At 49.9% G+C, this 25,444-nt stretch carries 22 protein-coding genes and 1 riboswitch; of the genes, 5 read left to right on the top strand and 17 right to left on the bottom strand.

Annotated elements, in window-relative coordinates; all coding sequences use genetic code 11:
- Positions 1–263 precede the first annotated feature (263 nt).
- Together rarD and ACO0K3_RS08090 are read left to right on the top strand one after the other, a co-directional pair.
- Positions 264–1,142, top strand: a complete 879-nt coding sequence (rarD, locus tag ACO0K3_RS08095) for an EamA family transporter RarD (RefSeq protein ID WP_422983531.1) — start codon at positions 264–266, stop codon at positions 1,140–1,142.
- 107 nt (positions 1,143–1,249) lie between these two features.
- Positions 1,250–1,369: riboswitch (TPP riboswitch) on the top strand.
- 47 nt (positions 1,370–1,416) lie between these two features.
- A complete protein-coding gene (locus tag ACO0K3_RS08090; protein ID WP_422983529.1) occupies positions 1,417–3,546 on the top strand; it encodes a TonB-dependent siderophore receptor in 2,130 nt (709 codons plus the stop codon).
- Positions 3,547–3,584: 38 nt separating this feature from the next.
- On the opposite strand, the gene ACO0K3_RS08085 is transcribed toward ACO0K3_RS08090, so the two are convergent.
- From ACO0K3_RS08085 to pnuC, 3 genes are all read right to left on the bottom strand, one after another.
- Complete coding sequence (locus ACO0K3_RS08085; RefSeq protein ID WP_422983527.1) at positions 3,585–4,481, bottom strand: AraC family transcriptional regulator; 897 nt, start codon at positions 4,479–4,481, stop codon at positions 3,585–3,587.
- 107 nt (positions 4,482–4,588) lie between these two features.
- Positions 4,589–5,125 carry an AAA family ATPase gene (locus ACO0K3_RS08080; protein ID WP_422983525.1) on the bottom strand — a complete coding sequence of 179 codons (537 nt, stop codon included), beginning with the start codon at positions 5,123–5,125 and terminating at the stop codon, positions 4,589–4,591.
- Positions 5,118–5,708, bottom strand: coding sequence for a nicotinamide riboside transporter PnuC (gene pnuC / locus ACO0K3_RS08075; protein ID WP_422983523.1), 591 nt, complete (start codon positions 5,706–5,708; stop codon positions 5,118–5,120). Before pnuC ends, ACO0K3_RS08080 begins: the two co-directional genes overlap by 8 nt.
- Before the next feature lie 245 nt (positions 5,709–5,953).
- Here pnuC and ACO0K3_RS08070 point away from each other — a divergent pair, with 245 nt between their 5' ends.
- A complete protein-coding gene (locus tag ACO0K3_RS08070; protein ID WP_422983521.1) occupies positions 5,954–6,973 on the top strand; it encodes a hypothetical protein in 1,020 nt (339 codons plus the stop codon).
- Between the two features lie 193 nt (positions 6,974–7,166).
- Here the strand turns inward: ACO0K3_RS08070 and ACO0K3_RS08065 are convergent, their stop codons facing one another.
- Together ACO0K3_RS08065 and ACO0K3_RS08060 are read right to left on the bottom strand one after the other, a co-directional pair.
- On the bottom strand, positions 7,167–8,138 hold the full coding sequence (locus ACO0K3_RS08065; protein ID WP_422983519.1) for a GIY-YIG nuclease family protein: 972 nt from the start codon (positions 8,136–8,138) through the stop codon (positions 7,167–7,169).
- Positions 8,139–8,295: 157 nt separating this feature from the next.
- Entirely contained in the window at positions 8,296–8,844 is a 549-nt protein-coding gene (locus tag ACO0K3_RS08060; protein WP_422983517.1) for a cytochrome b, read from the bottom strand.
- 209 nt (positions 8,845–9,053) lie between these two features.
- Here ACO0K3_RS08060 and ACO0K3_RS08055 point away from each other — a divergent pair, with 209 nt between their 5' ends.
- Complete coding sequence (locus ACO0K3_RS08055) at positions 9,054–9,416, top strand: GFA family protein (RefSeq protein ID WP_422983515.1); 363 nt, start codon at positions 9,054–9,056, stop codon at positions 9,414–9,416.
- Positions 9,417–9,445: 29 nt separating this feature from the next.
- Positions 9,446–9,811, top strand: a complete 366-nt coding sequence (locus ACO0K3_RS08050; protein WP_422983513.1) for a nuclear transport factor 2 family protein — start codon at positions 9,446–9,448, stop codon at positions 9,809–9,811.
- Positions 9,812–9,961: 150 nt separating this feature from the next.
- On the opposite strand, the gene ACO0K3_RS08045 is transcribed toward ACO0K3_RS08050, so the two are convergent.
- From ACO0K3_RS08045 to ACO0K3_RS07990, 12 genes are all read right to left on the bottom strand, one after another.
- Complete coding sequence (locus ACO0K3_RS08045) at positions 9,962–12,268, bottom strand: TonB-dependent receptor plug domain-containing protein (protein WP_422983511.1); 2,307 nt, start codon at positions 12,266–12,268, stop codon at positions 9,962–9,964.
- A 220-nt stretch (positions 12,269–12,488) separates the two neighbouring features.
- Positions 12,489–13,925, bottom strand: coding sequence for a cobyric acid synthase (locus ACO0K3_RS08040; protein WP_422984037.1), 1,437 nt, complete (start codon positions 13,923–13,925; stop codon positions 12,489–12,491).
- Positions 13,926–14,150: 225 nt separating this feature from the next.
- A complete protein-coding gene (locus tag ACO0K3_RS08035; RefSeq protein WP_422983509.1) occupies positions 14,151–14,975 on the bottom strand; it encodes an ABC transporter substrate-binding protein in 825 nt (274 codons plus the stop codon).
- Positions 14,972–15,892: a cobalamin-binding protein gene (locus tag ACO0K3_RS08030; RefSeq protein WP_422983507.1), complete on the bottom strand. Its 921-nt coding sequence runs from the start codon at positions 15,890–15,892 to the stop codon at positions 14,972–14,974. Before ACO0K3_RS08030 ends, ACO0K3_RS08035 begins: the two co-directional genes overlap by 4 nt.
- A 69-nt stretch (positions 15,893–15,961) precedes the next feature.
- Complete coding sequence (cobD, locus tag ACO0K3_RS08025; RefSeq protein ID WP_422983505.1) at positions 15,962–16,987, bottom strand: threonine-phosphate decarboxylase CobD; 1,026 nt, start codon at positions 16,985–16,987, stop codon at positions 15,962–15,964.
- Positions 16,988–17,447: 460 nt separating this feature from the next.
- Entirely contained in the window at positions 17,448–18,443 is a 996-nt protein-coding gene (cbiB, locus tag ACO0K3_RS08020; protein WP_422983503.1) for an adenosylcobinamide-phosphate synthase CbiB, read from the bottom strand.
- Between the two features lie 36 nt (positions 18,444–18,479).
- Positions 18,480–19,043, bottom strand: coding sequence for a bifunctional adenosylcobinamide kinase/adenosylcobinamide-phosphate guanylyltransferase (gene cobU, locus ACO0K3_RS08015; RefSeq protein WP_422983501.1), 564 nt, complete (start codon positions 19,041–19,043; stop codon positions 18,480–18,482).
- Positions 19,040–20,389, bottom strand: coding sequence for a cobyrinate a,c-diamide synthase (locus tag ACO0K3_RS08010; RefSeq protein WP_422983499.1), 1,350 nt, complete (start codon positions 20,387–20,389; stop codon positions 19,040–19,042). Before ACO0K3_RS08010 ends, cobU begins: the two co-directional genes overlap by 4 nt.
- The gene (gene cobO / locus ACO0K3_RS08005; protein ID WP_422983497.1) at positions 20,383–21,027 is read right to left on the bottom strand and encodes a cob(I)yrinic acid a,c-diamide adenosyltransferase; all 645 of its coding nucleotides are present in this window, start codon (positions 21,025–21,027) and stop codon (positions 20,383–20,385) included. The genes ACO0K3_RS08010 and cobO overlap by 7 nt, the downstream gene beginning before the upstream one ends.
- Before the next feature lie 3 nt (positions 21,028–21,030).
- Positions 21,031–21,921: an ABC transporter ATP-binding protein gene (locus ACO0K3_RS08000; protein ID WP_422983495.1), complete on the bottom strand. Its 891-nt coding sequence runs from the start codon at positions 21,919–21,921 to the stop codon at positions 21,031–21,033.
- Entirely contained in the window at positions 21,921–22,991 is a 1,071-nt protein-coding gene (locus ACO0K3_RS07995; RefSeq protein ID WP_422983493.1) for a FecCD family ABC transporter permease, read from the bottom strand. The genes ACO0K3_RS08000 and ACO0K3_RS07995 overlap by 1 nt, the downstream gene beginning before the upstream one ends.
- 549 nt (positions 22,992–23,540) lie before the next feature.
- Positions 23,541–25,400 carry a TonB-dependent receptor domain-containing protein gene (locus ACO0K3_RS07990; protein ID WP_422983491.1) on the bottom strand — a complete coding sequence of 620 codons (1,860 nt, stop codon included), beginning with the start codon at positions 25,398–25,400 and terminating at the stop codon, positions 23,541–23,543.
- Positions 25,401–25,444: the final 44 nt, after the last annotated feature.

Raw genomic sequence — 25,444 nt, 5'->3', positions numbered from 1 at the left:
AGGACTCCTGATAGCGCAGTGCCATAAAGGATCCGGCAGCAGCGATTCACCAACATAGTGATTTTTAACTACCTTCCAATTTGGGACAAAGCGAGTAAACGCAAGGGTAGACCGCTGAATTGGCTGAGATCAGGACACACTCCCCGAATTGCTGCGATAATGTCAACTCTTCGGCGTCATCGCAATTGTCCATAGAATTGGATACTGCAGCGCTCTGCCTTCTGGTTTTCGACACTGCAATCTCTTCTCTTGATCGTACATTCATGCGTAAAGGCATACTCTTAGCAGCATCCGCTTATATCGTCTGGGGCTTATTTCCGGTTTATTTCAAATCGTTACATGGCGTTCCTGCAATGGAAATCCTATTGCACCGGATGCTATGGTCTTTAGTATTTCTCGTCACGGTACTGGCAATTCGCAAACAATGGTCATGGCTCAACAATTTATTGAGCCAGCCAAAACTGATTGCAGGATTTGCGGCAAGTGCATTACTGCTCTCCGTGAACTGGCTTATCTACATATGGGCAATCAATAACGACAGAGTCGTCGATGCCAGCCTCGGGTATTTCATGACACCTTTAGTGAATGTCTTACTCGGCTTTGTACTGCTGCGTGAGCGGCTTCGTATAGGTCAATGGGTCGCCGTTGCACTCGCTGCCTGCGGCGTCATCTGGCTGACGGTGCAGGCAGGGCATCCACCGGTTATCGGTTTGTCTCTGGCAATCAGTTTTGGTATTTATGGCTTATTGCGCAAGACCGCTGCGCTAGGCGCGCTAGAGGGATTATCTCTGGAAACTTTTATTCTATTTCCGTTTGCATTTGCTTATCTTAGCTACCTGACCCTGCAAGGGCATAACGCTTTTATCAGTGGTACAACAAGCACTCAATCCTTATTACTGGCCGCAGGGCCAATTACGGCGATTCCTCTCCTGATGTTTGCTGCTGGTGCACGCCGCATACCGATGGCAACTCTGGGTTTATTGCAGTACATCGCGCCGTCAATTCAATTGGTGCTCGGCGTCTATCTTTATCATGAACCGTTCAGCGGTGACAGATTAATTGGCTTTATTGTGATCTGGACTGCCTTGGTCGTGTATTCCATCGAAGGATTACGTCATACCTTCAAACGACAACCCGCCTGACAGCCGCCTGCTATCTGGATTGCACACCTCAAAGTGCGCAAAAAACTGGAATCAGCATGCTGGCCGGTGCCTGAATCCGGCGACTATCGGGATTCGTAGTAAAATGGTGACCTCGCTAGGGGTCCTGCTTGACGACAATGACATGCTCATATCGTCCCTTGCAGGTGAGAAATACCCTTGAACCTGATCTGGATAATGCCAGCGTAGGGAAGCGCAAAGTCTCCTTCCGTCTCTTTGTTTGCTCCTGCGCTGACTTCGCAAAAAAGAGCAAACTATGCAAAAATTAACATCACCTTCCCTGCGCCTGACACTAATTGCATCAGCAATCGCGCAGACCTGTATCTCCATACCCTCAGCCTATGCGCAAAGCAACGACAGAGTATTGCCTGAGGTCGTTATCAGCGCCAATAAACAGTTGAAAGAAAAACCGCTTACTAATACGGTTGCAGGATTTGTCGATGCACCGCTGCAGGACACACCAGTCGCGGTTACCGTATTCTCTCAGCAGCAAATCCAAGACTTACGTATCCGCAGCAGCACAGATGCAATGAAGTTTGATGCGAGTGTCAATGATGCGTATAACGCTGTTGGTTATGCAGAGCAATTTTCGATTCGCGGCTTTGCTCTTGATAACACCAGCAGCTACCGTAAAGACGGGCTGGCGATCCCGGGTGATGCCTCGATTCCGCTAGAAAATAAAGAGCGCATCGAAATTCTTAAAGGTTTAGCGGGTTTCCAGGCAGGCTTCGCTACGCCAGGTGGCATTATTAATTACGTCATAAAGCGCCCTACTGTGACGCCATTACATTCAGTCACCGTCGAGGCTAGTGAACGCGGTACCTTATATGGCACAGTGGATCTGGGTGGTCAGTCGGACGACGGACAATTTGGTTACCGCATCAATGCCGCTGCAGAAAAAATCCGCTCTTACGTCAATGGTGCAGATGGTGATCGTCAATTCATCTCAGGTGCATTTGACTGGCACATCACATCTAAAGCGCTGCTTCAACTCGATCTCGACTACCAGCGCAAATCGCAACTCACAGTTCCTGGCTATCAGCTATTTAACGGCACCGACCTACCGCGCGGGATTAATCCTGATACGATGCTCAACGACCAGCCCTGGGCAAAACCCGTATTTACACGGAGCAGCAATATCGGCTTGCGTTTTGAGTATCAGTTCAATGACGACTGGCGTGCGAGCTTTTCTGCGAACCGTCATGATTTCAAACGTGATGATTACACCGCATTTCCGTATGGCTGCTCTGCTGCCAACCTCTATCCTGGCTATTGCGCAAACGGTGACTATGATGTGTACGACTACCAGAGCGTGAATGAATCGAAATCACCGGTTGCCACACAAGCGATACTGAACGGTAAATTGACGACCGGCGCTGTACTGCATCATCTTGCCCTGGGTTTTTCAAGCTTCCAGAGACGCGATCGCTTTGGTGATTACGTCTATGACTATGCAGGTGCCAGTAATGTATTTCATCCCGTCGTCGTACCGCCATCCAGCAATGTGACCGGACCGGTATCGGTGCGCAGAACGGATAAAGAATGGTCCTTATTTGCGCAAGACATTATTGATATCAACGATGCGTGGAAGCTCCATGCAGGCCTGCGTCACGTCGCTATCCAGCGTCACCAGGCTGACAATCCCGGCTATGATCGCAGCTATGAGTTACCGAGTCTGGCATTGGTATTTAAACCGCAATCCACGATCAGTATCTACGGATCTTTCAGCGAAGGTCTGGAACATGGCGGCATCGCTCCATTTGGCACAGTCAATGAAAACCAAATGTTGAATCCGGCTACATCTAAACAAGTCGAAGTCGGTATCAAAGCCGATCTGACCCGTGATTTCAGCATCAGCGCCGCAGTCTTCCGCATCAAGAAACCACTCGAATACACGAACACCGGCAATGTTTATGTGAGCAATGGCACCGCCATACACAAGGGACTGGAATTAACACTCCAGGCTCGCCTGATACCGGCATTATCATCCGGCGTCAGCCTCACGGCGCTCGATGCGCGTCAATCCGGTACTGGCGTCAGCGGTCTTGACGATCAACGTGTCACCAATGTCCCCGCACTAAAGTCTGTTGTGTACCTCGATTATATGGTCGCTGATTTACCCGGACTAAGTGTGAACGGAAGCTGGAATTACGCAGGAAATAAAGCATTTCAGCCGGATAATAGCGTGATGGTGCCCGGATATAGTGTATTCAACCTAGGGGCACGCTACAACACCAGAGTAGCCGGTGTTATCACGACATTGCGCATAAACATTGATAACGTGACTGATAAATTCTACTGGCGCGATGTCACCCAATCATTGGGAGGCTATCTGTTCCCAGGTGCACCTAGAGTAGTCAAAGTCTCTGCTCAGTTTGATTTCTAATCAGTATCACCTCCCCCCATTCAATGCGCTCACGCGCTCTATTGAATGGGGAGGAAAACATCAATGATCGCCTCATGTTCGGCTACATCAGGGAAAAATTTGACTCGCTGAACATAGAGGGGAAAATCTCTTAACTCCTCTCCGCTCTGAGGTAACCATTCTGCATAAATAAACCGGATCGTCTGCTCCAGATTATCATCAGAACCAATATGCCGTAATACCGCGCAGCGACCGCCCGGTATCGTCTTGTTCACAATACCAAACTCATTATCTTCTGCAATCTCATACTTCACTGCGGCACACAGATCGAGCCGGTAATCGGCGGGATGCGTCTGGTGTGGATCTGAATAAAAAATATTGAATGTCGCACTCACGCCAGGTGGTAAGCGATGCTGCCTGCGCCAGTCTATAAACTGCCGTATAGAATGGCTGATACGATCTGGTGCGCCATGATGTTCCAGTACCGCGATTTTGATTGGCGCTACATCGAGAATCTGGACGCGCTCTATAGTATGTTCGGGTTGCATATGCTTGATCCTTATAGTGTGAACTGCTTGATAGCTTGAGTGCCAGGAAGTCCACAGCGGATCGTCTTTAAAGGCAGAGGGTGATTGCCCCAGCATCTTTTTGAAAGCACGAGAAAAAGCCTCCGGCCCCTCATATCCGCACGCCAGAGCCAGATCAATGATGCGCCCGTGATCCCGAAAAGCCAACGTATGAGTCGCGCGTTTCAGACGAACCAGCTGCACATATTTATGTACGCTGATGCCAAATATTTCTGAAAATTGTCTGTGGAAATGATACTGAGAAAATACAGCAACCGCACTCAATATTTCGATGGACAAATCTTCATCCAGATGCTGATCAATATAATCAAACACCTGACGAAATCGCGATAAATATTTTGTCTCAGCAGCCTTGTTCATCACGTTCATTAATATGTACCTCCTGATGATCAGAAGATTACTGTCCCTCTCTACTAAAGACCTGACCAAACTTGCTGAGTTGATCGCTGTTGTATGAAACCATCCATCTCAGCTGACTAGCTCAGTAAAAAAGATAGGGCAAAATCTACCTGCTCTACTCTGTCCGGCAAGCTACCAGTGACCATCAAAAAGGGAATTTCCCGCTCATCCAGCAAATCCAGCAATTGCTCGTGTATCTGCTGACGCACAGCAGGCGACTCGCGTTGCAAGCCATCTGGTGTCCATGGAAAATCAGGCGCCGTGACCACGATAAAATCATAATGGTGTTGCTTTTCGAGGGCCTCCAATTCTGTATCTACCCTGCCGAAATAATGACGACTATACAGCGCCGTCATGAGCGGAGACGTATCGCAAAATAACCAGTCTTTTGCCTCCGCGAATAACGCAAGCTCACGCTCAACCTGAGTACGCGCAATCAGGATTTGCTCTGCTTCTGTCGGCACGCGCTGATGGGTATCGACAAACTCACGCAGGTATTCGGGCACCCAAACACTTTGATAGCGTCTTGCCAGCGCCTCTGCCAACAAAGATTTACCTGAAGACTCTGCTCCGAGAATCGCCATACGGTGCACGGCTACAGTTGATTCAGACATCGCTTTTACTCCAGGCACGCAGGCCTATGATCGCCATCAGAACAAAAATGGCATACAAAATAGCCGTCAGCATCAGTCCTTTATAGACATACAGGCCGACGTATAAAACATCAACAATAATCCAGACATGCCAGTTTTCCCATTTTTTACGGGAGAGTAAAAGTTGTCCCAGCAAACTACCCGCCGTCAAAAAACCATCGGCGTACGCCACATCCGTGTCCGTATAACTTTTTAAAAATACCGACAACACGACAAATCCTGCTAGCCAGCCGATGACCGATACGCTCCGTTGCGCTGTTGTCAATCGCGAAACCTGCAGCACGCTGCCGCCTGCATCGCCTTTCTGCAACCATTGCGCCCATCCCCAGATCGACACCAGTACAAATACCAGTTGCAAGCTCATATCGCCATACAGCTTGGCATCAAAAAATACAATGCCGTACAAAGCGGAGGAGACGATGGAAAAGAACCATGCCCAGTGGATTTGACGGATATTTAATGCAACAGTCAGCACTGCAAGGATAAAAGAAATTAGCTCCAGGAGCGTCGTACTGAAGCCGAGTAAAGGGATAGGATCGTTCATAAAAACATACCGGTAAAAAACCTTTTGTAGCGAGATCAGCATTATCACTGATCACCATCGCTCTGTCACAACGGCATCGTGCTGACGTCATGCTAGCAATCAACTCAAGAAACAGATTCCATAAACAAGTTCAATAAGCAGGTTCAGTAAGCAATCCGTATTTGTCTTTATAGCGTGCGCTACCGCACCGTAAGCACGGTGAACTGCGCGCACACTTGATTTGATATCACGATGAAAGATGAAAAATGAAACTACGCTATCCAATCGCGGCAACGGTGCTATTGCTTGCAGCCATCGCCAGTCCACAAGCGCAGATCAATATTGGCCTTGGCATGCCCGGTATCTCTATCGGCATCAATATGCAGTCTTACCCAGATCTGGTACAGATACCCGGGTATCCCGTGTATTACGCACCGCAGGCCAATGCGAATTACTTCTTTTATGACGGGCTGTATTGGGTACTTCAAGGTAACGACTGGTATACCAGTAGCTGGTACGACGGCCCATGGCAGTTAGTCTCTCCAGACAACGTGCCACTCTATATGCTACGCGTACCAGTTCGTTATTACCGTCAGCCACCACGCTATTTTCTAGGCTGGCTACCCGAGGCACCGCCACGCTGGGGAGAGCATTGGGGAAATAATTGGCTTATACAACGCAGAGGATGGGATAAATGGAATCATCAATCCCATCCCAAAGCGGCACCATTGCCAAGCTATCAGCAACAATATTCTGGCAATCGCTATCCAGGCACCATCGATCAGCAAAAACAAATTCAGTCAGAGAATTATCGACACCGTCCAACGGAAACCATCAGCAAACAAATCATTCGTACAAATAATGATGATAAAAATACTGATAAAGATCGATATCAGGAACCAGTGAGGCCTACCAGTAATACGCAGGGACAGCACCAGAATCAGCAAAGAATAGACAATAATAATTCGCACCCCGAATTACCTAAACAAATTCCCGGTCAACCCAAAGCCATACCTGGTCAGCAAGTTCACATTCCTGAACAACAAAGGCCTAATCCGAATACGGCAATACCCGAAATGCCAAGACAAATTCCGGGACAGCCCAGAGTTATGCCTCAACCAGCTCCCGGACAAACGCCACAAAACACGCAGGCTCAACACTCGCAACTCGAACAGCGTGCTGCAGAACGCGATGTCAGAGCACCCTCAACAGAGCATGGTAAAGAGAATAGACCTGAGTCACCAGAACGAGGACGAGATAAGAAGAATGAAGAACGGGCAAACTAAAAAAGTTTAGTGATACCGTCAGCAGTCAGTGCGTCTTTAAAACCATCATTTGATAGCTTGCCTCTGGTGCGAGGCAGGTGATAGATGGTAAATAGTAGATGACTGCGATTTGCTGCGAATACCTTAAGACCATATCAAATCATAGCGAATCGATCGATTTTGTTAGAGCGAATAAACTGTAACTTCTTCGATCTCAGCTTTTGGAAATACTATTCACAAGGCTAAATTTTTGTAGCTCTACCACCATTTTGTTAACCGCTTGTTGCAGACAGGATCGGTAAGCAACAAGACCAGCTCTGGCGGCATTTTTGACGCAGTCGTTTTCTACTTTATGCTTTTGTGACTCCGTCAAAAACGCTAAATCTACCGCCGATTTGTCCGCACTGGCATCGCGCAACTGATCGTCAACACAACGGTTGAATGCATCTGGATCTTTGGAATTTTCTGACGCGATACAGGATAATCCCAGCACTGTTTTTTCTGATGCGCTCAATTTACTGTCATGCAAACTCAGTTTCATCGCAGATAAATTGGACGATACCGGTGATGCTTTGATTGTTTTGTTTTTTGTTGAAGTAAGTGATGTAACGCGCTCAATCTGAGCAGGCGCATCAGTCCACATAGGTGCAAGCAATAATCCCAGACTAACGACGCTAAAAACAACAAGCGCACTCAGCGATACAAATTTCGTTGTAAGCCAATTCGAGGTTCTTAACTCAGATATCGCATGAGTTTCATTATCGTGACTACTCTGTTCAATCACTTCATCTGCGGGCGCTAACTGAATGCTATCTAATCGACCTATCGTTTTTCTCTCTACGTCCTCGCATATCAGTTGTATTTGTCGTTTTAATTCTGAAAATTCCATATCAAAATACGCCAGATCATTGCGACCATAACGATACTCTTGCAATGATTGCTGGATACGCTCGAAAGCACGTCCGCAGTCGTTGGTAGATATCTCAAAAATACACTCAAATTTACCGGGAACGGTATTGTCGGGATCGCGATTGAACTCAAGAACTTTCGACCAGCCAGAGGCTCTTGTTGTACCCAATTTGAACAAGTTATCGCGTAAAGCATTATTTTGAAATACGCAAATAATCCCCGGCACGCCGTAATTATATCGGGGGTCAAGGTAGTGCCTTCGGGATGATATAGACATAATTCCTCACGTGGTCTGCGCCAACATGCGCAACCATATCAGGAGTAGTCTAGGCGGTGACCGCGAAATTCCATACTGAGAACAGACGAGCCTATTGCGATCAGTTCCGGGTTTTATGCCATCCAGCTGATCGCTGGATAACTAAATTCAGCCAAGTTTATGTCTGATCAGACCTCGATTTATCAGACAAACGCGGTAACATTCTAACCAATACCTCATCTTTTAAAACGACATGATGAAAAATGGCAGCAAGGGCGTGTAAGCCAGCGACCGCAAGCAAGATGTTCGCGATCAAGCCATGTAACTCCACTGCGTCATGGCGCAGTGATTTATCGGCGACATCAAATGCGGGAACAGTAAATAAGTTGAATATATTGTCGCCTCTCAACCATACACAAGCAGCGCCGACAAGCACAATCGCAACGAGCAAAAGATAGAGCAAGTGGTGCACACCAATCGCTGCACGTCCCATTAGCCCAGTATCAGCTGCGGGCAATTTAACTCCGGCACCAAACCGCCAGGATAGACGCACAGCCAGTATCACGGCCAGTAAAACCCCAAAACAGATATGCAGACTACGCACGGTAATACGCGGCGTCCCTTTAGGAAAAAAATCTATGCACTGTCCTGCTATCCACAGACCGATTACCAGTGCCGCACTGATCCAATGCAATCGTATTGTTTTTTTGTCGTAAACCTGGTTCATTATTGTGTCCCTCATGTGAGTCCTTCAAATATGCTGCTCTTGTGCCGCGGTACAGTTCCACTGTCTCTATCTGACATCGATTTTTCTGAATCGCCTACCGCAAAATTGCAATAAGCCAGTGTATCCTGCAACTATGTAATTTTCCTTAAGTTAGCTTAAGGATTAAGAGATAATTTAATGAACGCCTCATCAATTTATTCAGAAAATACATGGAAACTAAAAAAGAACATTGCCATTGCGGTGCCGTGGAATTTGAAGTTGATCTGGCGAATGGGCTGGAAAATCTGCGACGCTGTAATTGTTCATTATGCCGTCGTAAAGGATCCATTATCGCCAGCGTCCCCATCGAAAGTTTGCGCATTATCAAAGGTGCAGACATGCTGACGCTATATCAATGGAATACGAATACGGCAAAGCATTATTTTTGTAAAGTATGCGGTATCTATACACATCATCAGCGGCGTAGTAATCCCACGCAATTCGGTTTTAATGTGGCGTGCATTGAGGGAGTCGATCCTTTTCAGTTCACCGATATTGCGATTGGAGATGGCGCATCTCAGACTCTGCTATGACGGTATTTTTTTAGAGGATTGACATACAGATGAACCAAAATTTATCGCCGGAAGCAATTGTTCAGCAACAGCTTGATGCGTATAACGCACGTGATCTTGAAACATGGCTGGCGACCTATGCAGACGACGCGCAGCAGTTCGAACATCCCGGCAAATTAGTCGCCAGCGGCAAGGCCGAAATTCGTGAACGCAGCAGGCTGCGTTTCGAAGAACCAAATTTGCATGCCCGTCTGATTCAGCGCAGTGTGATGGAGAATATGGTGATCGATCATGAAGAAGTGACCCGTACCTTTCCTGAGGGTACTGGCACCATCCGTCTAGTTGCGATCTATCAGGTTGTAAATGGCAAAATCCAGTCTGGTTCGTTTTTATTTGGCACTAAGACCTTAGATTGAAGCTGATTTTTTCTTTTCTGAAACAAGAAAAAATTATCCTGGCAAAGGTCGTTGAACAAAAAAGCGGACTGAATCTAAATATCCAGTCCGCTTTTTTTATCGCGTTAAGGCTAATATCTTGGCACTCATCGCATTGCCGCTAAAACTCACTTAAATTTTCATCTCCAGCATCGCACGTACCGCAACCGTCGTTGGCGTCGTTGTAGTCTGTTTCAGGGAGCCTGTTGCATCGGTATAGGTCGATGCAGAGATATTATCCTGATGCAGCGTATTCGCCAGCGAAACGCGCAGATTGGTCTTCGGGTTGAATTTCCATAAACCGTAAATGTCCAACTGACGTTTCGGTACAGAATACGCTGTCTTATTTGCCGACAAGGTCACTGGACCGCCGTCCTGAAAACTCATGTTGCCGCCAAACGTCAGCGGAATTTTATCGAGTTTGTAATCGAGGCCGAGATTAGCACTGATTGGTGTTTGCGAATCCAGGCGGTTATTCGGCCCGGGTACGGTTTCCAGATTCGACCAGTTGAATGAGGCGTTCGCACGGAAATCAATCGCTGGCGCGTCTTTCATGACCGAACGCAGCGGGAACTTCGCTTCCATCTCAATACCGCGTGTCGTTGCCTGTCCCGCATTGATTGGCATATTAGTCCAACGGCCATTGATCAGCGACAAATCCGTACGCGTAATATCGTCAATACGACGCATAAAAACGCTGATACTCATCATGCCGCCATCGTTAAGGTAGTGCTCAAATGCAGCGTCTAATCCCCATGCCAGTTCAGGTTTCAGGTTAGGATTACCGATGCTATCCGGGCTGGTAGGACTATTGTTGTTGGAGACAAACCGGCGAGGAATCAGACTGCTGGTATCCGGCGCTTTGTAGGTACGGGTCAGACCAAGGCGAACCTGATCGTTTTTACTATCCGGCAGCTTCCACAAAGTTTGCAGAATCGGACTCCAGACACTGGAACGATTATGCACTTTGTCATAAGTATTGCCCTCACTGCGCGTATCCAGCCCTTCCCAGCGCATACCGGCATAGACTGACCATCGTTTCGTGACATTCCATTCATCCTGAACAAACAATGCCAGACGACTGACAGTCGCATCAAAATCTTCATTCAAATTGATTGGTTTGATACAGGTAGTGCTGCTCAGATCCGGTGGCGTTGTACACAGATTTGCCGTAACGATATCAGTCTGCTTGCGACTCTCATTACGCTTGCTGTAAGCGCCATCCCAGCCAATCGCCAGTGCGTGGTCTTCGATAAAGGGTGCGGTATATTTACCACCCCATGTTAAGCCTTTATCGCTGGCACCTGAGCTATTTTTACGATCCAGCGTTTGATTATTGTTAGCGTCATACCCTTGCGTATTTACATCTGAGCTACGGCGGTTGTAATTGGCACCAAGTTTAATATCGAGTTTGGCGCTGTCGGCTAATTTGTGAATCCAGTTCAGATTAGTACGAATCATGCCAAACTCAGAGTTAATTTGCGTCAGGTCACTCGCATAAGTCGGAAGATAACTTACCAACGGCGCGCTTGCATGGTCGTTGCTGTGACCAGAAAACCGGTTTGCATTGACAAAACTCTGGGTCGTCAATGTATCGCCATTTTCCAGGTTGACATTGATGCGAGGCGAAAATCCTATGCCGTTAAACGTTCCCCAGTTCAGCGAGTCCGTGCGTCGCAGCAAATTCACTTTGCCATTGGCATCGGTGCCGACTTCATCCATCCAGGACGGGCGCTCATATTGACCGTGGTTGATTGAGCCGGAAATTGAATAAGAAATTTTGCCAGCTTTGTCGGATATTTGATAATTGAGGTTTTCGCCGAATTTACCGCCATCCTCCTGTGCGCCGATTTTAAGTTCTCGTTGTGCGGTCTGTACTGTTCGTTTCAATACAATGTTAATCGCGCCGGCGATGGCCTGCGTACTAAATTCAGCGGTCGCCGCACGGATGACCTCGATCCGCTCAATCAGATCCGGTGAAATAGAATCCAGAGAAAACCCCGGTGGGCTAGGTTCGCCGTTCAACAGAATCTGCGTATAACCAGAACCTAGGCCGCGCATACGGATATCGCCACCGCGTCCTTGTACGCCGCCAATCGTCACGCCTGGCAGACGCTTCAATACGTCGGCGACGGTGGAGTCGCCATAACGCACGATGTCTTCTTGTGTAACCACAATCTTGGTCGCGGTATCCTGACGACGCTCGTCATAGCCTTTCGCGCCGCTGATTTCTACTTTTTGTAGCTTTTCACCTGCTGTTGGCACTGCTGGAGCAACCGGAGCGGCTTGAGATTTAGCTGGAAGGGGCTTAGCTGGTACAGGAGGAGTTTTATCAACGTCAGCAGGAACAGCCTGTTGTGCGTAGCTGATCGGGCTATAGGCCAAAAATACGGCTAAGGGCAAAATGGCAAGGCGAAACGAGAACGGATTTGAGGGCATGAGATCGCTAAGGTGAGTAAATAATGGGTTACTAATCAGGTCGCTGCTTGGACAAGATAGCTACACTACAAGTTCCCATTATCTCATTAAGCCTGATTAGGCTTATTTCATCCTTTCTCAAACTGTTTCATACTGTTTCAGCTTTTTTCGCCGCATTTTTTGTCCCGCTAAATTGATGAACGAACCGCTCTTGTTCTAAGTCCCCTCCTCCTCTCTCTTTCTAGAGAGCCTGCAAAGCAACCAGCAAGGGCTCACAAGCATCAGCAACACGGTCGATACTATGTTCACGCAGTGCTGCCAGATCGACCTTGACCTCACTGCGCAAACCTGCCCAGGCCAATAAGGCGGCGCAAGCCTCCGGATGGTCGAACAAGCCGTGCAGATAGGAGCCCAGAATCAGATCGTCTGGCGAGCGACTTCCTTCCAGCTCCTTGCTATCGTTATCAAGTTCAAAAACGGCTTGCGTCTCATTACTTGCGTAAGTGATACCCATATGAATTTCGTAGCCACTGACCTTGGCTGCCGCGCCATCATTGCTGAACAGGCAGCGCCCCGTTACCTGTTGCAGGCGTTTATCTTGTGTCAGCTCAGTCGTAATATCCAGTAAACCAAGCCCGGCTGAATCACCCGGCGCACCTTCAACACCGTGAGGATCGCTGACGACATGTCCCAGCATCTGATAGCCACCACAAATGCCGATAATCTTGCCGCCGTAGCGCAGGTGTTTTTCTAGGACTGGCTGCCAGCCTTGTTCTATTAAAAACGCCAGATCAGCGCGGGTATTTTTGCTGCCAGGCAGAATAATCAGATCAGCCGGAGGAATCGCCCTGCCAGGTCCGATGAATTGCATATCGACCTCAGGGTGGGCGCGCAGAGCATCAAAATCGGTGTGGTTAGAAATACGGGGAATCGCAGGAACAATAATGCGGAATTTACCCTGGCCGGATTGACTCGATTGGATTGCGTCTTCAGCATCCAGCATCAGGCCGTGCAGATATGGCACAACGGCGAGCACGGGCTTGCCGGTTTTTTCTTCCAGCCAGCGGAGACCAGGTTCCAGCAGGCTAATATCCCCTCGAAAACGATTGATGACAAAGCCAACTATACGGTTTTGCTCTGACTCTGATAAACAGGCCAGCGTACCAAGAAAGTGGGCAAACACCCCGCCGCGATCAATATCGGCTACCAGAATCACAGGGCAATCGACTGCCTCGGCAAATCCCATATTCGCAATATCCCGTTCACGCAGATTCACTTCTGCCGGGCTGCCTGCTCCTTCAACAATGATGCTCTCGTATTGCTGCTGCAGACGAACATACGATTCCAGTACGGCTTGCATAGCAACAGTTTTATATTGATCGTAATCACGCGCATTCATATCGGCACGCACTTTGCCATGGATGATGATCTGTGCGCCAGTGTCCGACGACGGTTTCAACAAGACTGGATTCATATCGGTGTGTGCAGGCAAACCCGCAGCGACCGCCTGCAAGGCCTGAGCGCGTCCGATTTCGCCACCGTCTATCGTCACGGCACTATTCAGCGCCATGTTTTGCGGCTTCATCGGCACGACTGCCACGCCTTGTCTTTTGAGCAGGCGGCATAGGGCGGCAACCACGGTACTTTTACCCGCATCCGAGGTCGTGCCCTGCACCATTAAAGTCGTGATTTTCATGAGATTAGCTTACTAAAATAAGATACTGGTAGCAGTATTACTACAACCCCTACTATTAATGTGCGGAATAAGGGGATTTTTTAAAAAATCAGGGGGAGTATATCAACTTCTCCACACAAAACCGGATATGGATATCAACGACAAACAATGCTGCTCCGCGTTTTGTACTCAGCTGTAGCAAGTGTTGATGATGCTGCATTCTACGGATCAAGACACCCCGGATGACAACAAACCGTCTGCGTATTTGCTTTGCCATATCCCAATCAATTGGTGTAGCTGGGGCAAACCATGCAGAATCGCCGACGGCCCCGGCGATAGAATATCTGCTGATTTAATCTCGGTGACCATGGCATGTTGGCAAGCAGGAATTTGTCGCCAGCCATCACGCTCCAATACCGTTTCTGGTCTGAATTTTTTTCCGCACCACGATCCGATTATGATGTCCGGGGCACGACGGATCACCTCGACCGGGTCGGCGATAATCCTTTGTCTTGCGCTGTGATGCTGAGCAAGTTCACTAAATACATCGTCGCCACCTGCCAGATAAATCAATTCCGAAACCCAGCCGATACCCGACATCAGCGGCTCGTTCCATTCTTCAAAATAGACTTTGGGTCTGCGTGTCCATTGTGCTGCCTGCTGCTGAACCTGATCAATCTGCGCCTGCAATGTCGCAATCAGTTGAGCACCTTGCTCCTGTTTATCGACGAGGTTGGCAAGTACGGCAATCATGCGCAAGATACCTGCAAGCGTATGCTGATTAAAGACATGCACCTCAATACCGGCTGAAATTAATTCGCGACACATCTCCGCCTGCATATTCGAATAGCCAATCACCAGATCAGGCTGTACTGCGAGAATACGATCTATTTTTGCAGAGGAAAATCCACTGATCTTAATTTTCTCTTCGCGCGCCCGTGCTGGTCGCGTGGTGTAACCAGAAATACCAGCGATACAGTCTTCGGCACCTAGCGCATATAAAGTTTCTACCGCCTCGGTAGAGAGGCAGGCAATACGCTGATAAAGACTCATGACTTGCCTCCCCGCCTGTTTCTGGCTTGATCCAGCGCTTCGCACACAGCCTTCGCGCCTTCGATAATCCGCGGTCCGGCACGATTTAACTGATCACCGTCGATCACGATCAGATTATTATTTTTTACCGCTAGCAGATTACTGATGCCCTTCCACTGTTCAATACCGCTGGTCGCTTGCGTCTTGCTGTCACCAGTCAAAATCACTTCGGGGTTTTCCTGAATCACCGATTCCAGCCCGACCACCGGCGCGGCCGGAGATAATCGTCCAAAAATGTTTTCGCCGCCACAAATACGGATCGCATCGCTGACAATGCTCTTATCGTTCAAGGTGTAAATCGGCTTACCCCAGACTTGATAAAAGGTTCTGACGACTGGCTTATTCTGATAACGCACAGTCAATTGCTGGAGCTGCTGACGAAACTCATCCGCAGCGATGTGCGCCTGTTTTTCAGTGCCAAATAACTGACCAAGCTTGAGCAATGTCGTGGGGATTTCTTCGAGCTTATGTGGCTCACTAAAGTAATACGGAATACCGGATTTGCGCAACGGCTCCAGTTGACGTTCGAATGCGCCATGCATCCACACCACCAACAAGTCAGGCTTCATGGCAATGATGCGTTCTATATCTAATTGCCGGTTATCTCCGACACGCGGGATGGCCTTGGCCGCAGCGGGGTAATCGCTATATTTAACGGTACCGATCAACTGCTCACCGGCACCAGCGGCGAACACCAGCTCAGTGACATGCGGCGACAAGCTGATAATACGTTGCGCCGGACGAGCCAGTGTAATGATGTTACCCAGATCATCCGTCACGCTGATGGCGGCCTGAGCTGGGGTGATGATGGTAACGGTCAGTGACAGCATTGCTGTGACTGCCAGCACGGTCCAATGTGAAATACGTAATAAAGTCATCGCAGATTTATCAAATGAAAGGAAGGAGTACTAAAGCACATCAAATACACAAAGCAAAGCGAACCGAACCTAAGCCGCCGCCAGGATGCACTGACGAACACGCCATAGCGTCAATGCCTGTGTCAGTTTTTGCCAGCCCGTCTCATCCGGTGGCAAACCAAAGCGCACACCACGCGCGGCCTGACGAAATAGCCGCAGCCAGATACCTTGCTCCGCCATGTGCCGCCAGAACAGTTCAGCATCAGCGTGCAAGTCCTGCTCGCTGCACCACTGAAATAAATTCGTACCTGAACTACCGAGTCCATGCTCCAGCAAAAGTTGTCGCAAGCGTTCCCCCTGCCCTGCCAGCTCGACGCGCATAGCCTGCTGCCAGTCTAGGTCCATGAGCGCCTTAGTCGCAATTTGCTGCGCCGGACCGCTGATGGTCCACGGACCCAGATGAATTTCCAGACGTTCCAGTAACTCAGCCTGAGCTGCGACAAATCCCAGACGCAGACCTGCCAGTCCAAAAAACTTCCCGACCGAACGCAAGACGATCAGGCCAGGACGATTGGTATATGCTGCAACACTCAGTTCAGTCATGGTATCGGCAAAGGCTTCATCGACAATCAACCAGCCATCTCTGCGCGCAAGTTGTGCGGCCCAATTCAGCAACACATCCGGCTCGACGAGCGCGCCGGTAGGATTATTCGGATTGCAGACCACCACCACATCGGCGCCTGGTATCGCGCTTGCCAATGCGTCATAGGCGACTTCACGGACCTGGTGCTGATGCTGCCGCCACTGATAGGCATGCTCGGCATACGAGGGGGCGGACACCACGACTTTTGAGGTGGGACGCAAACACGGCAAAGTCTGAATTGCCGCTTGTGTACCTGCCACAGCTAGCATCGTTGGCGCACCATAAAAATCCTGTGCCGCCTGGCTTAAGGCAAATGATTTTTCCGGCAGACGATGCCAGGCATTCGGCTGCAAAAAATCTGGCGAGACGGTATAAAAATGGGGATTAATCCCTGTCGATAAATCCAGCCAGTCTGCGGCGGGACGACCATAGCGCACCAGCGCATCACGTAAATTACCACCATGCTCAAGCATACAGAACTCCGTTTTTTTATCACCCTAATTACACACTAACTGTCGGCCAATACGTACTCGATTTTTACATCATCAGGTCACAAGCCTTACGCAAAAACCAAGATACCTGAACACAGAGGCACAGAGAAAAAGCAAGAGTCAACCGCTCGTTGGAATATCAATATCAAACCGAATCCGCAATATCCATGCGCCTCTTGGAACGAAATGCCTTTAAAAGCCGCACTCAGCCTGCGGATTTGATATTGGAAATTTCTAAAAATCCTTAAATCGATATCTCATGGAAGTACCTACCCCTGCTATCCCTCCCTTTCCTCAGTGTCTCGGTGTTTCCGTGTCTCTGTGTCTCTGTGGTGAGAGGTCTTGTTTTTTTGGGTAAGTCCGTCGATGTGATTTTTCAATTTAGAGATTTTTAGAAACTCCCCATGAATAACCACAAACCACTTTCCAATTTTTGCAAATCCTACATAAAGGGAATCACCATGATCGCCAGACAACCTAACCATAACAAGCTGGCATTCCGCACCAGACGCCATGCTCTTTGTATATCTCTGGCAACAGGTGACGGTCCTGCCCCCAATGTCGGGCGCTGCTCTGCAACACCGTCATACACGGCGACACCGCCCAAAGAAAGTTCCAGCGCACCGGCACCGGCAGCCATCACCGGACCTGCATTAGGACTAGGCCACGCCGGTGCCTGTTGACGCCAGCATCGCCAAGCCAGGCGTGTATTGCCCAGGACGGCATAAGAGATCGCCGTCAGTCGCGCCGGCACCCAGTTCAACCCATCATCAACCCGTGCGGCAACGCGGCCAAAGTACAAAAACCGCGGTGAGCGATAGCCCCACATCGCATCCAGTGTGTTTGACAAGCGATATAGCACAGCGCCAGCACCACCCAGCAAAACAAACCAGAACAATGCGGCGAATACCGCATCGCATCCATTTTCCAGAACGGATTCCACTGCGGCTTTCGATAAATCCTGCTCACTCGCCTGAGCAGTATCGCGACTGACAATATACGAAGTACGACGTCGCGCCTCCGCCAGATCGCCGCGCTCCAATGCCCGAAAAATAGGCTCGGCATGCTCACGCAGACTTTGCAAACCCAGACAAAAATACAGCAAACCAACATGCACAAAAACCGCCAGCCAGATATTCACATACGCACACCAGATCAGCATTATCTGTGTCAGTACGACGACCGGCAAAACCACGGCACACCACGCGAGCAAGCCCTTCAGGTAACTCATACGACGGGTAGAATCATGCTCACGCTCAAGATCATGCTGAGTATGATGATCATGATGACGACCGTGATTCAGGCTGCTTTCGATGCGGTTTGCCAGCCAGCCGACACCAACTAAAGGGTGCCAGCGACGCACTTCGCCAAAACCGCGATCCCACACCAGGCCAAGTACAACGCAGAGCAGTACCAGAGCGGGAGTCAGTATCAACATAAAGGTACCGGCAATGAGAACGTCATGCACTTCCGATCAAGAGAGCGAGGCAGGTGATTTCAAATACAAAGGTAATCCTGCCGCGACCCAGACGACTTGCTCGCACTGCGCCGCGACAGCCTGATTCAGACGTCCGGCTTCATCGACAAACCAGCGCGAAATCGCCCCCTGCGGAATGATGCCCATACCCACTTCGTTAGACACCATCACGAGATCGCCGCGACAAGATGCCAGCGCCTGCAACAATAAATTGCGCTGCTCTGTGAATAAGGCAGGCGGTGTAATCGCGCCGATATCCGGCATCTCTATCTGTTCAGAAAACAGCAAATTCGACAGCCACAAAGTCAGGCAATCAAGCAGAATCAAATTGTCCGGCCCGCTGTATTGTGCGATAGCATCCGCCAGCGCCAATGGTTGCTCAACCGTCAGCCATTCTGCGGGACGCCGGGTCTGATGATGCGCAATACGACTGCGCATCTCAGCATCTCCGGCCTGCGCTGTCGCAAGATAAATCACCGGCTTGCCGGACGCGATAGCAAGGCGTTCGGCATAAGCACTTTTACCGGAACGGGCGCCGCCAAACACCAAAGTGCGTGTCATGGCGCCTCTCCTGAAAACAAGCGGGCGACCGCCACAGGATTCGATGGAAAGTACGCATGAAAATACGAAGCATGTAATTTACCATCGCGGTAAATTGCTTCACCCTGCTCGTCGGTTGCGTTATGCGCTGCCTGATTTTGAGTATGTTTGTACGTATGGTGATGCGGCGTTAAGCTGGTCTCAAAACGGGAGTAATGAAAAGTATGTCCACGCAGCTCACCTGCATTACCCGACCATGCTTGTCCGCCCAGAGCCGCCAGACGTTTTTGCATGATCACACGGCCCGGCAAAATACCTGCCATCGGCCAGCTGGCTTCTTGCTGATCGATCAGACTATCGGTCAGCGCCATCATGCCACCGCATTCAGCGAGGATAGGCAAACCGCGCGCATGCACGGCGCGTATCGATGTTTGCCATTGCTGCGCCTGGCTAAGAATCTCGGCATGCAACTCAGGATACCCGCCCGGCAAATACACGGCGTCAGCCTGGTCCGGTACAGGTTCATCTGCCAGCGGAGAAAAAAATTCGATCTGCGCACCAAGTCCTTTCAGGCACGCGATATTCGCAGGGTAGATAAAAGCGAACGCGGCATCACGGGCAATCGCAATCATCTTGTCTTTCAATAGCGCCGGTATTTTTTCCCTTGTATTTTCTGCTGACTCAAATTGCGTCAGTGGCAAGGTGTTCCATGCATCCATGTCCAGCGCTAACTGCTCGGCCTGCGTAGTCAGGATATGCTCTATCTGCACGACCTCGTCCGGCAATACCAAGCCCAGATGACGCTCAGGCAAACCTTGTTCCTGTCGAGGCAAACTCGCCAGCAAGGGAATGGGATTGAGCGGTACTTTTTGCATGGCATCAGCGACCATACGCGCATGACCTGCTGAGGCAATCCGGTTCGCGATAACGCCTGCCATTGAGACCGGACCAAAATCACGTAAACCGGTGACGACCGCACCGACGGTTTGTGCCATTGCAGATGCATCGACTACCGCCAGTACCGGCACACCAAAAGCCCGTGCCAGATCGGCAGATGAGGGATTGCCATCATACAAACCCATCACGCCTTCAATCAAAATCACATCAACGTCAGCCGCAGCTTGTGCCAGCAGAGCACGTGACGCCTCCAGACCAACCATCCATAAATCCAGCGACAATACGGGTGCACCGCTGGCACGTTCTAGCATCATGGGATCAATAAAATCAGGACCTGTTTTGAATACCCGAACACGCTGCCCTAGTGTAGTCAGTTTGCGTGCCAATGCGGCTGTTACGGTGGTTTTTCCCTGACCTGATGCGATCGCAGAAATCAGTACAACGCGGGCGGCTGATGGTCGCATTACCATTCGATCCCGGCTTGTGCAACGATGCCGTCTTTAAAGGCGTGCTTGACGACCTGCATCTCCGTCACAGTATCAGCGACCTCGATCAACTCAGGCAAAGCACCGCGTCCGGTGATGATCACGTGCTGCATCTCTGGCCGTGCATCAAGGTCTGCAATCACCTGCTGTACGTCAAGATAGTGATATTTGAGCGCAATATTCAGCTCATCGAGCAAGACCATGCCGATCTTGGAGTCGCTTAAAAATTCTTTGGCTTTTTGCCAGGCTAGCTGTGCTTTTTCAATATCACGTTCACGATTCTGGGTTTCCCAGGTATAGCCCTCACCCATGGCATGAAAGCTGACTTCATCAGGAAAACGGCGCAAAAAAATCTCTTCGCCAGTAGACATCGCTCCTTTAATGAATTGCACCACACCGACTTGCATGCCATGCCCCATTGCCCGCATCACCATTCCGAAACCACTAGAGCTTTTGCCCTTGCCGTTACCGGCGTTGATGACCAGGACACCCGTCTTGCGCTGAGCAGCCTCGATCTTCTGGTCCATCAATTCTTTTTTACGCTGCATGCGGCGTTGATGGCGCGTATTGATGTTGTCTTCAATGAGCGGCTCGGCCGGAGTGGTGTCTATCGGTGTATTCACGTTTTAGTGTCCTGGTAAAAAAAGAGTTTGCCCGTCATGTCGTATCAGTTCCAATGGATGTCCCAGACAGAGGCTGAGTTTGTCCGCTGTCATGACCTGATCAACTGGCCCGGCCTCCCAGCGACCATCTCCCATCAGGAGCAAGGCATGGGTAGCAATACGATGGGTGAGATTGAGGTCGTGACTGACCATCACCACAGCTTTGTTGTGGTCACGACATAAACGGGAGAACAGTTGCATCACACTGACCTGATGCGCGAGATCGAGTGCATTGGCAGGTTCGTCCAGCAACATCAGCGCAGCATCCTGTGCCAGCAAAGCCGCAATCGCTACACGCTGGCGCTCACCACCGGACAGACTGCGCACATCACGCTCGGCCATCTCCGTAACATCTAATTCTCGTAAAGCCGCATACGCCAGTTCCAGGTCGTCTGATGATTCCCAGTAATGCGTATCGTGATAAGGGTGACGCGCACTCAACACCGTTTCAATCGCACGGTAACCGAAGGCATCCACTCTGCCCTGCGGTAAAAAAGAGCGCTCTCTGGCCAGTTCGCCAAGTGACCATTGCTGAAGTTTTTTGTCCCTGATCATAATCGTGCCGCTCTCGACGGGACGCATCCCTGCCAGAGTACGCAGCAAGGTGCTCTTGCCAGCGCCATTGCGACCGATCACACACCAGCACTCACCGGGATGGACTTGCCATTGCAAGGCAGCGAGCAAAACTCTTTTGCCAACGGATAAATTCAGGTCGCTGATACGCAGTAAATGAGAGTTCACTAAATTGGAACTCACTAAATTGGAGCACACTAAGTCTGAGCCAACCAAGGTGGAATCTGTCAGGTCGGTGCTGGATAAGCTGACGTGTAATTCATTCTGTGCAGGTATGTTCATCACCGCCCCTGCTTTCTCAACTGATGCAATTGCAGCAGAAATAAAGGGACGCCAATCATCGCCGTAATTACACCAACCGGTAATTGCTGTGGCGCGACTACCGTGCGCGCCAGCGTGTCCGCCAGGACCAGAAAACTGCCTCCGGCGAGAGTCGCCGCAGGAATCAGCAAGCGATGATCCGGACCCCAGGCAAAGCGGCAGGCATGCGGAATAATCAGTCCGACAAAACCGATACTGCCAGCACTGCTGACTGCACTCGCCGTCAATAAAGCCGAGCAGATAAATAAGGTTTGTCGTAACCGACCGATATTCACGCCCAGGCTGAGTGCGTTATCGGCATGCATGGCAGCGACATTGATGGATCGCGCCATACGTAATGCCAACACCAGAATGATGCTCCATAGTATCCAGGGCAGTACACGAGAATCTGCATTCGATAAATCACCGATCATCCAGAACACCATGCCGCGCAAACGGCTATCAGGAGCAATCGACAACATGAGTGTGATCAGGGCACCGCAGCCTGCCTGCACAATGACACCGGTCAATAATAAAAGTGGTGCGCTGCCATCCGAGCTGCCACTACCGCGAAAATCGCGATACGCCAGAGCGAACAGCAAAGTGGCAACCACAATAGCGCCGCCAAACGCGGCCAGATCTACCAGCCAGCCCATACCGACCAGTAAAATCACCGCCAGAGCACCGACCGAGGCACCGCCAGAAATACCCAGCACATAAGGATCCGCCAGAGGATTGCGTAATAAAGCCTGCATCATGACACCCGCCAGAGCCAGCGTTGCCCCCGTGACGAAACCTAGTAAGGCGCGACCTAAACGCAGCTCAAGCAAGGTCGCAGCCAGCGTCGAAGGCTTGCCATGCAATAACTCAAGCAGACCATGAAATAATTCGGCGAATGACAGTGATACCGATCCTGTTAAACAGGCAATCGCAATACTGCCGAATGAGGCGAGGATTAATACAAGAATGATGCGAGACGCACGCAGGGAACGGTGCCTGCTAACCAGCGCCGTAGCGGTGATACCGGAGCCTGAGGAAGTAGCTAAAGACACGATCCGCCTTATGAAAAAATTCGACAGAGATGCGCTGTCATTTCTTTTCTAACGGATTCATATCCTTGTCGTATCCTTGATCACTGGATATGAATCCGTTAGAAAAGAAATCAGAACATCTGAATTCACTAATTAATAAAACTAAGACAAAACTGATGTAACAAGACTTACGCAAAACAATCTCACCCCGAACCCGCAGGCTGGACGCGGCTTTCAAGGACATTTCGTGCCAGCAGGCGCATACAGCTTGCGGAGTCGTTAGAGGGAGCGTCTCACAAGCTTTATTGAGATTCCATGAGTCGCTTACTCCTGCCTGTTCTCCCTGTCTCCGTGTGTCTGTGGTGAGAGATCTTGGTTTTTTGCGTAAGTCCTATGCAAAACGAATTCGGTCAAATAAAAAGCTGATGTTAATTGAAGTCGCGACGTCATCAATTTTCCCATTATTTCCCTCTCCCGCGAGCGGGAGAGGGCTGAGGAACTAAAATCTAAACTTGACGCATCTTGAGTGACGGGCAAGGATTAGTTAATAGCTGACGGAATATCACCAACTTATTTAAAACCGTAATTCAAACCAACGAAGACATTCGACCCCATCGTTGTATAGTTCTTTGCAAGCTCATAGTCCTTGTTCAAGGCATTGTTCCAGCGACCGATTACTGACCAGTTCGCGGCAACATCATAAGTCGTATACAGATTCAATAAGCTATAGCCACCCAAGGATTTTTTGTTAGTGACATCATCAAAACGATCACCGGAGAATACTGTTTCTACGCCGACTTTAGCTTTGGCAATCGCGTACTCTGCAGCCAGGCTACCGTGTTGCTTGCTACGACGTGCCAGACGCAAACCGGTCGTATCATCTTTCGGATCCTGAATATCCAGAGAACCGCGCAAAGTCAGATCACCCAAATGGGTAGAGCCACCAAGCGTCAGTCCGGACAAGGTCGCCTTGTTGACGTTATAAGCGCAACCGTACTTATGACTAGCCTGCTCTACCGGGCAGACATTCGCCGTGACCAGCAAATCCGTTGCCTTGTTTGAGTAGTACACCGCACTCAACTGACTCACGCCATCTTCGTAGTAGATACCGATTTCAGCATTCTTTGCCTTCTCTGGCTTATTGGTAGAAATGCCGTAACTCGGGTAGTACAACTCATTGAAAGTCGGCGCACGGAAGCTGGTACCGTAGCTGGCATTGACGCGCAAGGCATCGCTCAGGCGATAGCCATAAGCGACACTGCCAGTTACCTTAGAGCCATACTGTGAGCTGTCGTCATAACGGGCACTGGCGCTGGCCAGATGTGCGTCTTGTTTGAAGATATAAGAACCTGCCAGGGAATTGGTCGTACGTTTGCCAATCAATTCTTTCGTCGTCGATTCGACTTTTTCTTCGCGATGCTCGTACACCAATTGCAAAACATCTTTGCCGAGGCTGATATCATTCTGCCAGTTCAGGCTAGTCTGTTTGGTGTCGAATTGGCTCTTGCCGTAGGATGCATCAGAAAAACCTTTATCAGCGGTTTCTGCAATTTGCACTGTGCTGAGCCAGTTGCTGGCAAAGCGGTTTTTGCTAAAGATCGCCAGCGTTTCCAGCTTCTGGATATTGCGGTCGTCGTAGCCAGGACCTGCGTCAAACTGGGCATTCAAACGGCTTTGCAAAAAGCTGACGCCAAGATCATGACCTTTGGCAATTTCGTAGCCAAAGCGACCACTGACGCTATCCAGCGTGTAGCCATCTTTGTCGGCATTGTATGAGTAGGGGCCGGCAGTCGGACGCGTCGCAGAGAAGCCGTCAGCTTCTTCGTGACCAGCATTCAGCGCAAAGCTGAAGCTACCATCTGTCGAGCCGGAAACACCGGCGGCAATTTTGCGCAAGCCATAGCTACCCAGACCAACGGATGCCATCGGAGTGATGACGCCACTACCTTTTTTAGTAAAAATCTGTACCACGCCACCGACTGCGTCCGCGCCATATAAACTGCTCAGAGGGCCGTAGACGATTTCGATGCGTTCAATCTGAGCCAGAGGAACAGTTGCCCAGGTAGCACCGCCTGAGGTCGAGGAACCAATCCGGATACCATCAACCAGTACAACGTTTTGGGCATTAGAGCCGCCGCGGATAAATACCGACGCATTGGAGCCTGGACCACCATTACGTGCAATCTCGATACCGCGCTGTTGCTGCAACAGATCGACGATCGAGGCCGCACCAGATTTAGCGATGTCGTCGGCGGTAATGACAACGTTATCTGCCAGCACATCTTTGGCGGCCTGCACCTGACGACCAGCAGTAATGACGACGTTTTGCGCACCAGATGGAGTTACAGCCGTTTGAGCGAAAGCAGAAACAGAGGGGAAAATAGCAGCCACAGCGACGCTGATGGCAAGCGGTTTGAATGAAAAAGTCATGATCACAATGAAAAAGGGGCAAGCAGCCAACGTCCCCGCAGGCT

Source organism: Undibacterium sp. Rencai35W, from assembly GCF_049340185.1.
Lineage (GTDB): Bacteria > Pseudomonadota > Gammaproteobacteria > Burkholderiales > Burkholderiaceae_D > Undibacterium.
Note: the sequence above shows the minus strand (reverse complement) of the source record. Positions and strands in the feature narration are given on the sequence as shown.

Excerpts from the sequence above, each read along its gene's own strand:
- ACO0K3_RS08085 (WP_422983527.1), bottom strand. The coding sequence starts at position 4,481 with ATGAACGTGATGAACAAGGCTGCTGAGACAAAATATTTATCGCGATTT.
- ACO0K3_RS08065 (WP_422983519.1), bottom strand. The coding sequence starts at position 8,138 with ATGTCTATATCATCCCGAAGGCACTACCTTGACCCCCGATATAATTAC.
- rarD (WP_422983531.1), top strand. The coding sequence starts at position 264 with ATGCGTAAAGGCATACTCTTAGCAGCATCCGCTTATATCGTCTGGGGC.
- cobU (WP_422983501.1), bottom strand. The coding sequence starts at position 19,043 with ATGACACGCACTTTGGTGTTTGGCGGCGCCCGTTCCGGTAAAAGTGCT.
- pnuC (WP_422983523.1), bottom strand. The coding sequence starts at position 5,708 with ATGAACGATCCTATCCCTTTACTCGGCTTCAGTACGACGCTCCTGGAG.
- ACO0K3_RS08080 (WP_422983525.1), bottom strand. The coding sequence starts at position 5,125 with ATGTCTGAATCAACTGTAGCCGTGCACCGTATGGCGATTCTCGGAGCA.
- ACO0K3_RS08070 (WP_422983521.1), top strand. The coding sequence starts at position 5,954 with ATGAAACTACGCTATCCAATCGCGGCAACGGTGCTATTGCTTGCAGCC.
- ACO0K3_RS08035 (WP_422983509.1), bottom strand. The coding sequence starts at position 14,975 with ATGAGTCTTTATCAGCGTATTGCCTGCCTCTCTACCGAGGCGGTAGAA.
- ACO0K3_RS08045 (WP_422983511.1), bottom strand. The coding sequence starts at position 12,268 with ATGCCCTCAAATCCGTTCTCGTTTCGCCTTGCCATTTTGCCCTTAGCC.
- ACO0K3_RS08030 (WP_422983507.1), bottom strand. The coding sequence starts at position 15,892 with ATGACTTTATTACGTATTTCACATTGGACCGTGCTGGCAGTCACAGCA.
- ACO0K3_RS08000 (WP_422983495.1), bottom strand. The coding sequence starts at position 21,921 with ATGAACATACCTGCACAGAATGAATTACACGTCAGCTTATCCAGCACC.
- ACO0K3_RS07990 (WP_422983491.1), bottom strand. The coding sequence starts at position 25,400 with ATGACTTTTTCATTCAAACCGCTTGCCATCAGCGTCGCTGTGGCTGCT.
- ACO0K3_RS08055 (WP_422983515.1), top strand. The coding sequence starts at position 9,054 with ATGGAAACTAAAAAAGAACATTGCCATTGCGGTGCCGTGGAATTTGAA.
- ACO0K3_RS08060 (WP_422983517.1), bottom strand. The coding sequence starts at position 8,844 with ATGAACCAGGTTTACGACAAAAAAACAATACGATTGCATTGGATCAGT.
- ACO0K3_RS08010 (WP_422983499.1), bottom strand. The coding sequence starts at position 20,389 with ATGGTAATGCGACCATCAGCCGCCCGCGTTGTACTGATTTCTGCGATC.
- cbiB (WP_422983503.1), bottom strand. The coding sequence starts at position 18,443 with ATGTTGATACTGACTCCCGCTCTGGTACTGCTCTGCGTTGTACTTGGC.
- ACO0K3_RS08040 (WP_422984037.1), bottom strand. The coding sequence starts at position 13,925 with ATGGTGCAGGGCACGACCTCGGATGCGGGTAAAAGTACCGTGGTTGCC.
- ACO0K3_RS08090 (WP_422983529.1), top strand. The coding sequence starts at position 1,417 with ATGCAAAAATTAACATCACCTTCCCTGCGCCTGACACTAATTGCATCA.
- cobD (WP_422983505.1), bottom strand. The coding sequence starts at position 16,987 with ATGCTTGAGCATGGTGGTAATTTACGTGATGCGCTGGTGCGCTATGGT.
- ACO0K3_RS08050 (WP_422983513.1), top strand. The coding sequence starts at position 9,446 with ATGAACCAAAATTTATCGCCGGAAGCAATTGTTCAGCAACAGCTTGAT.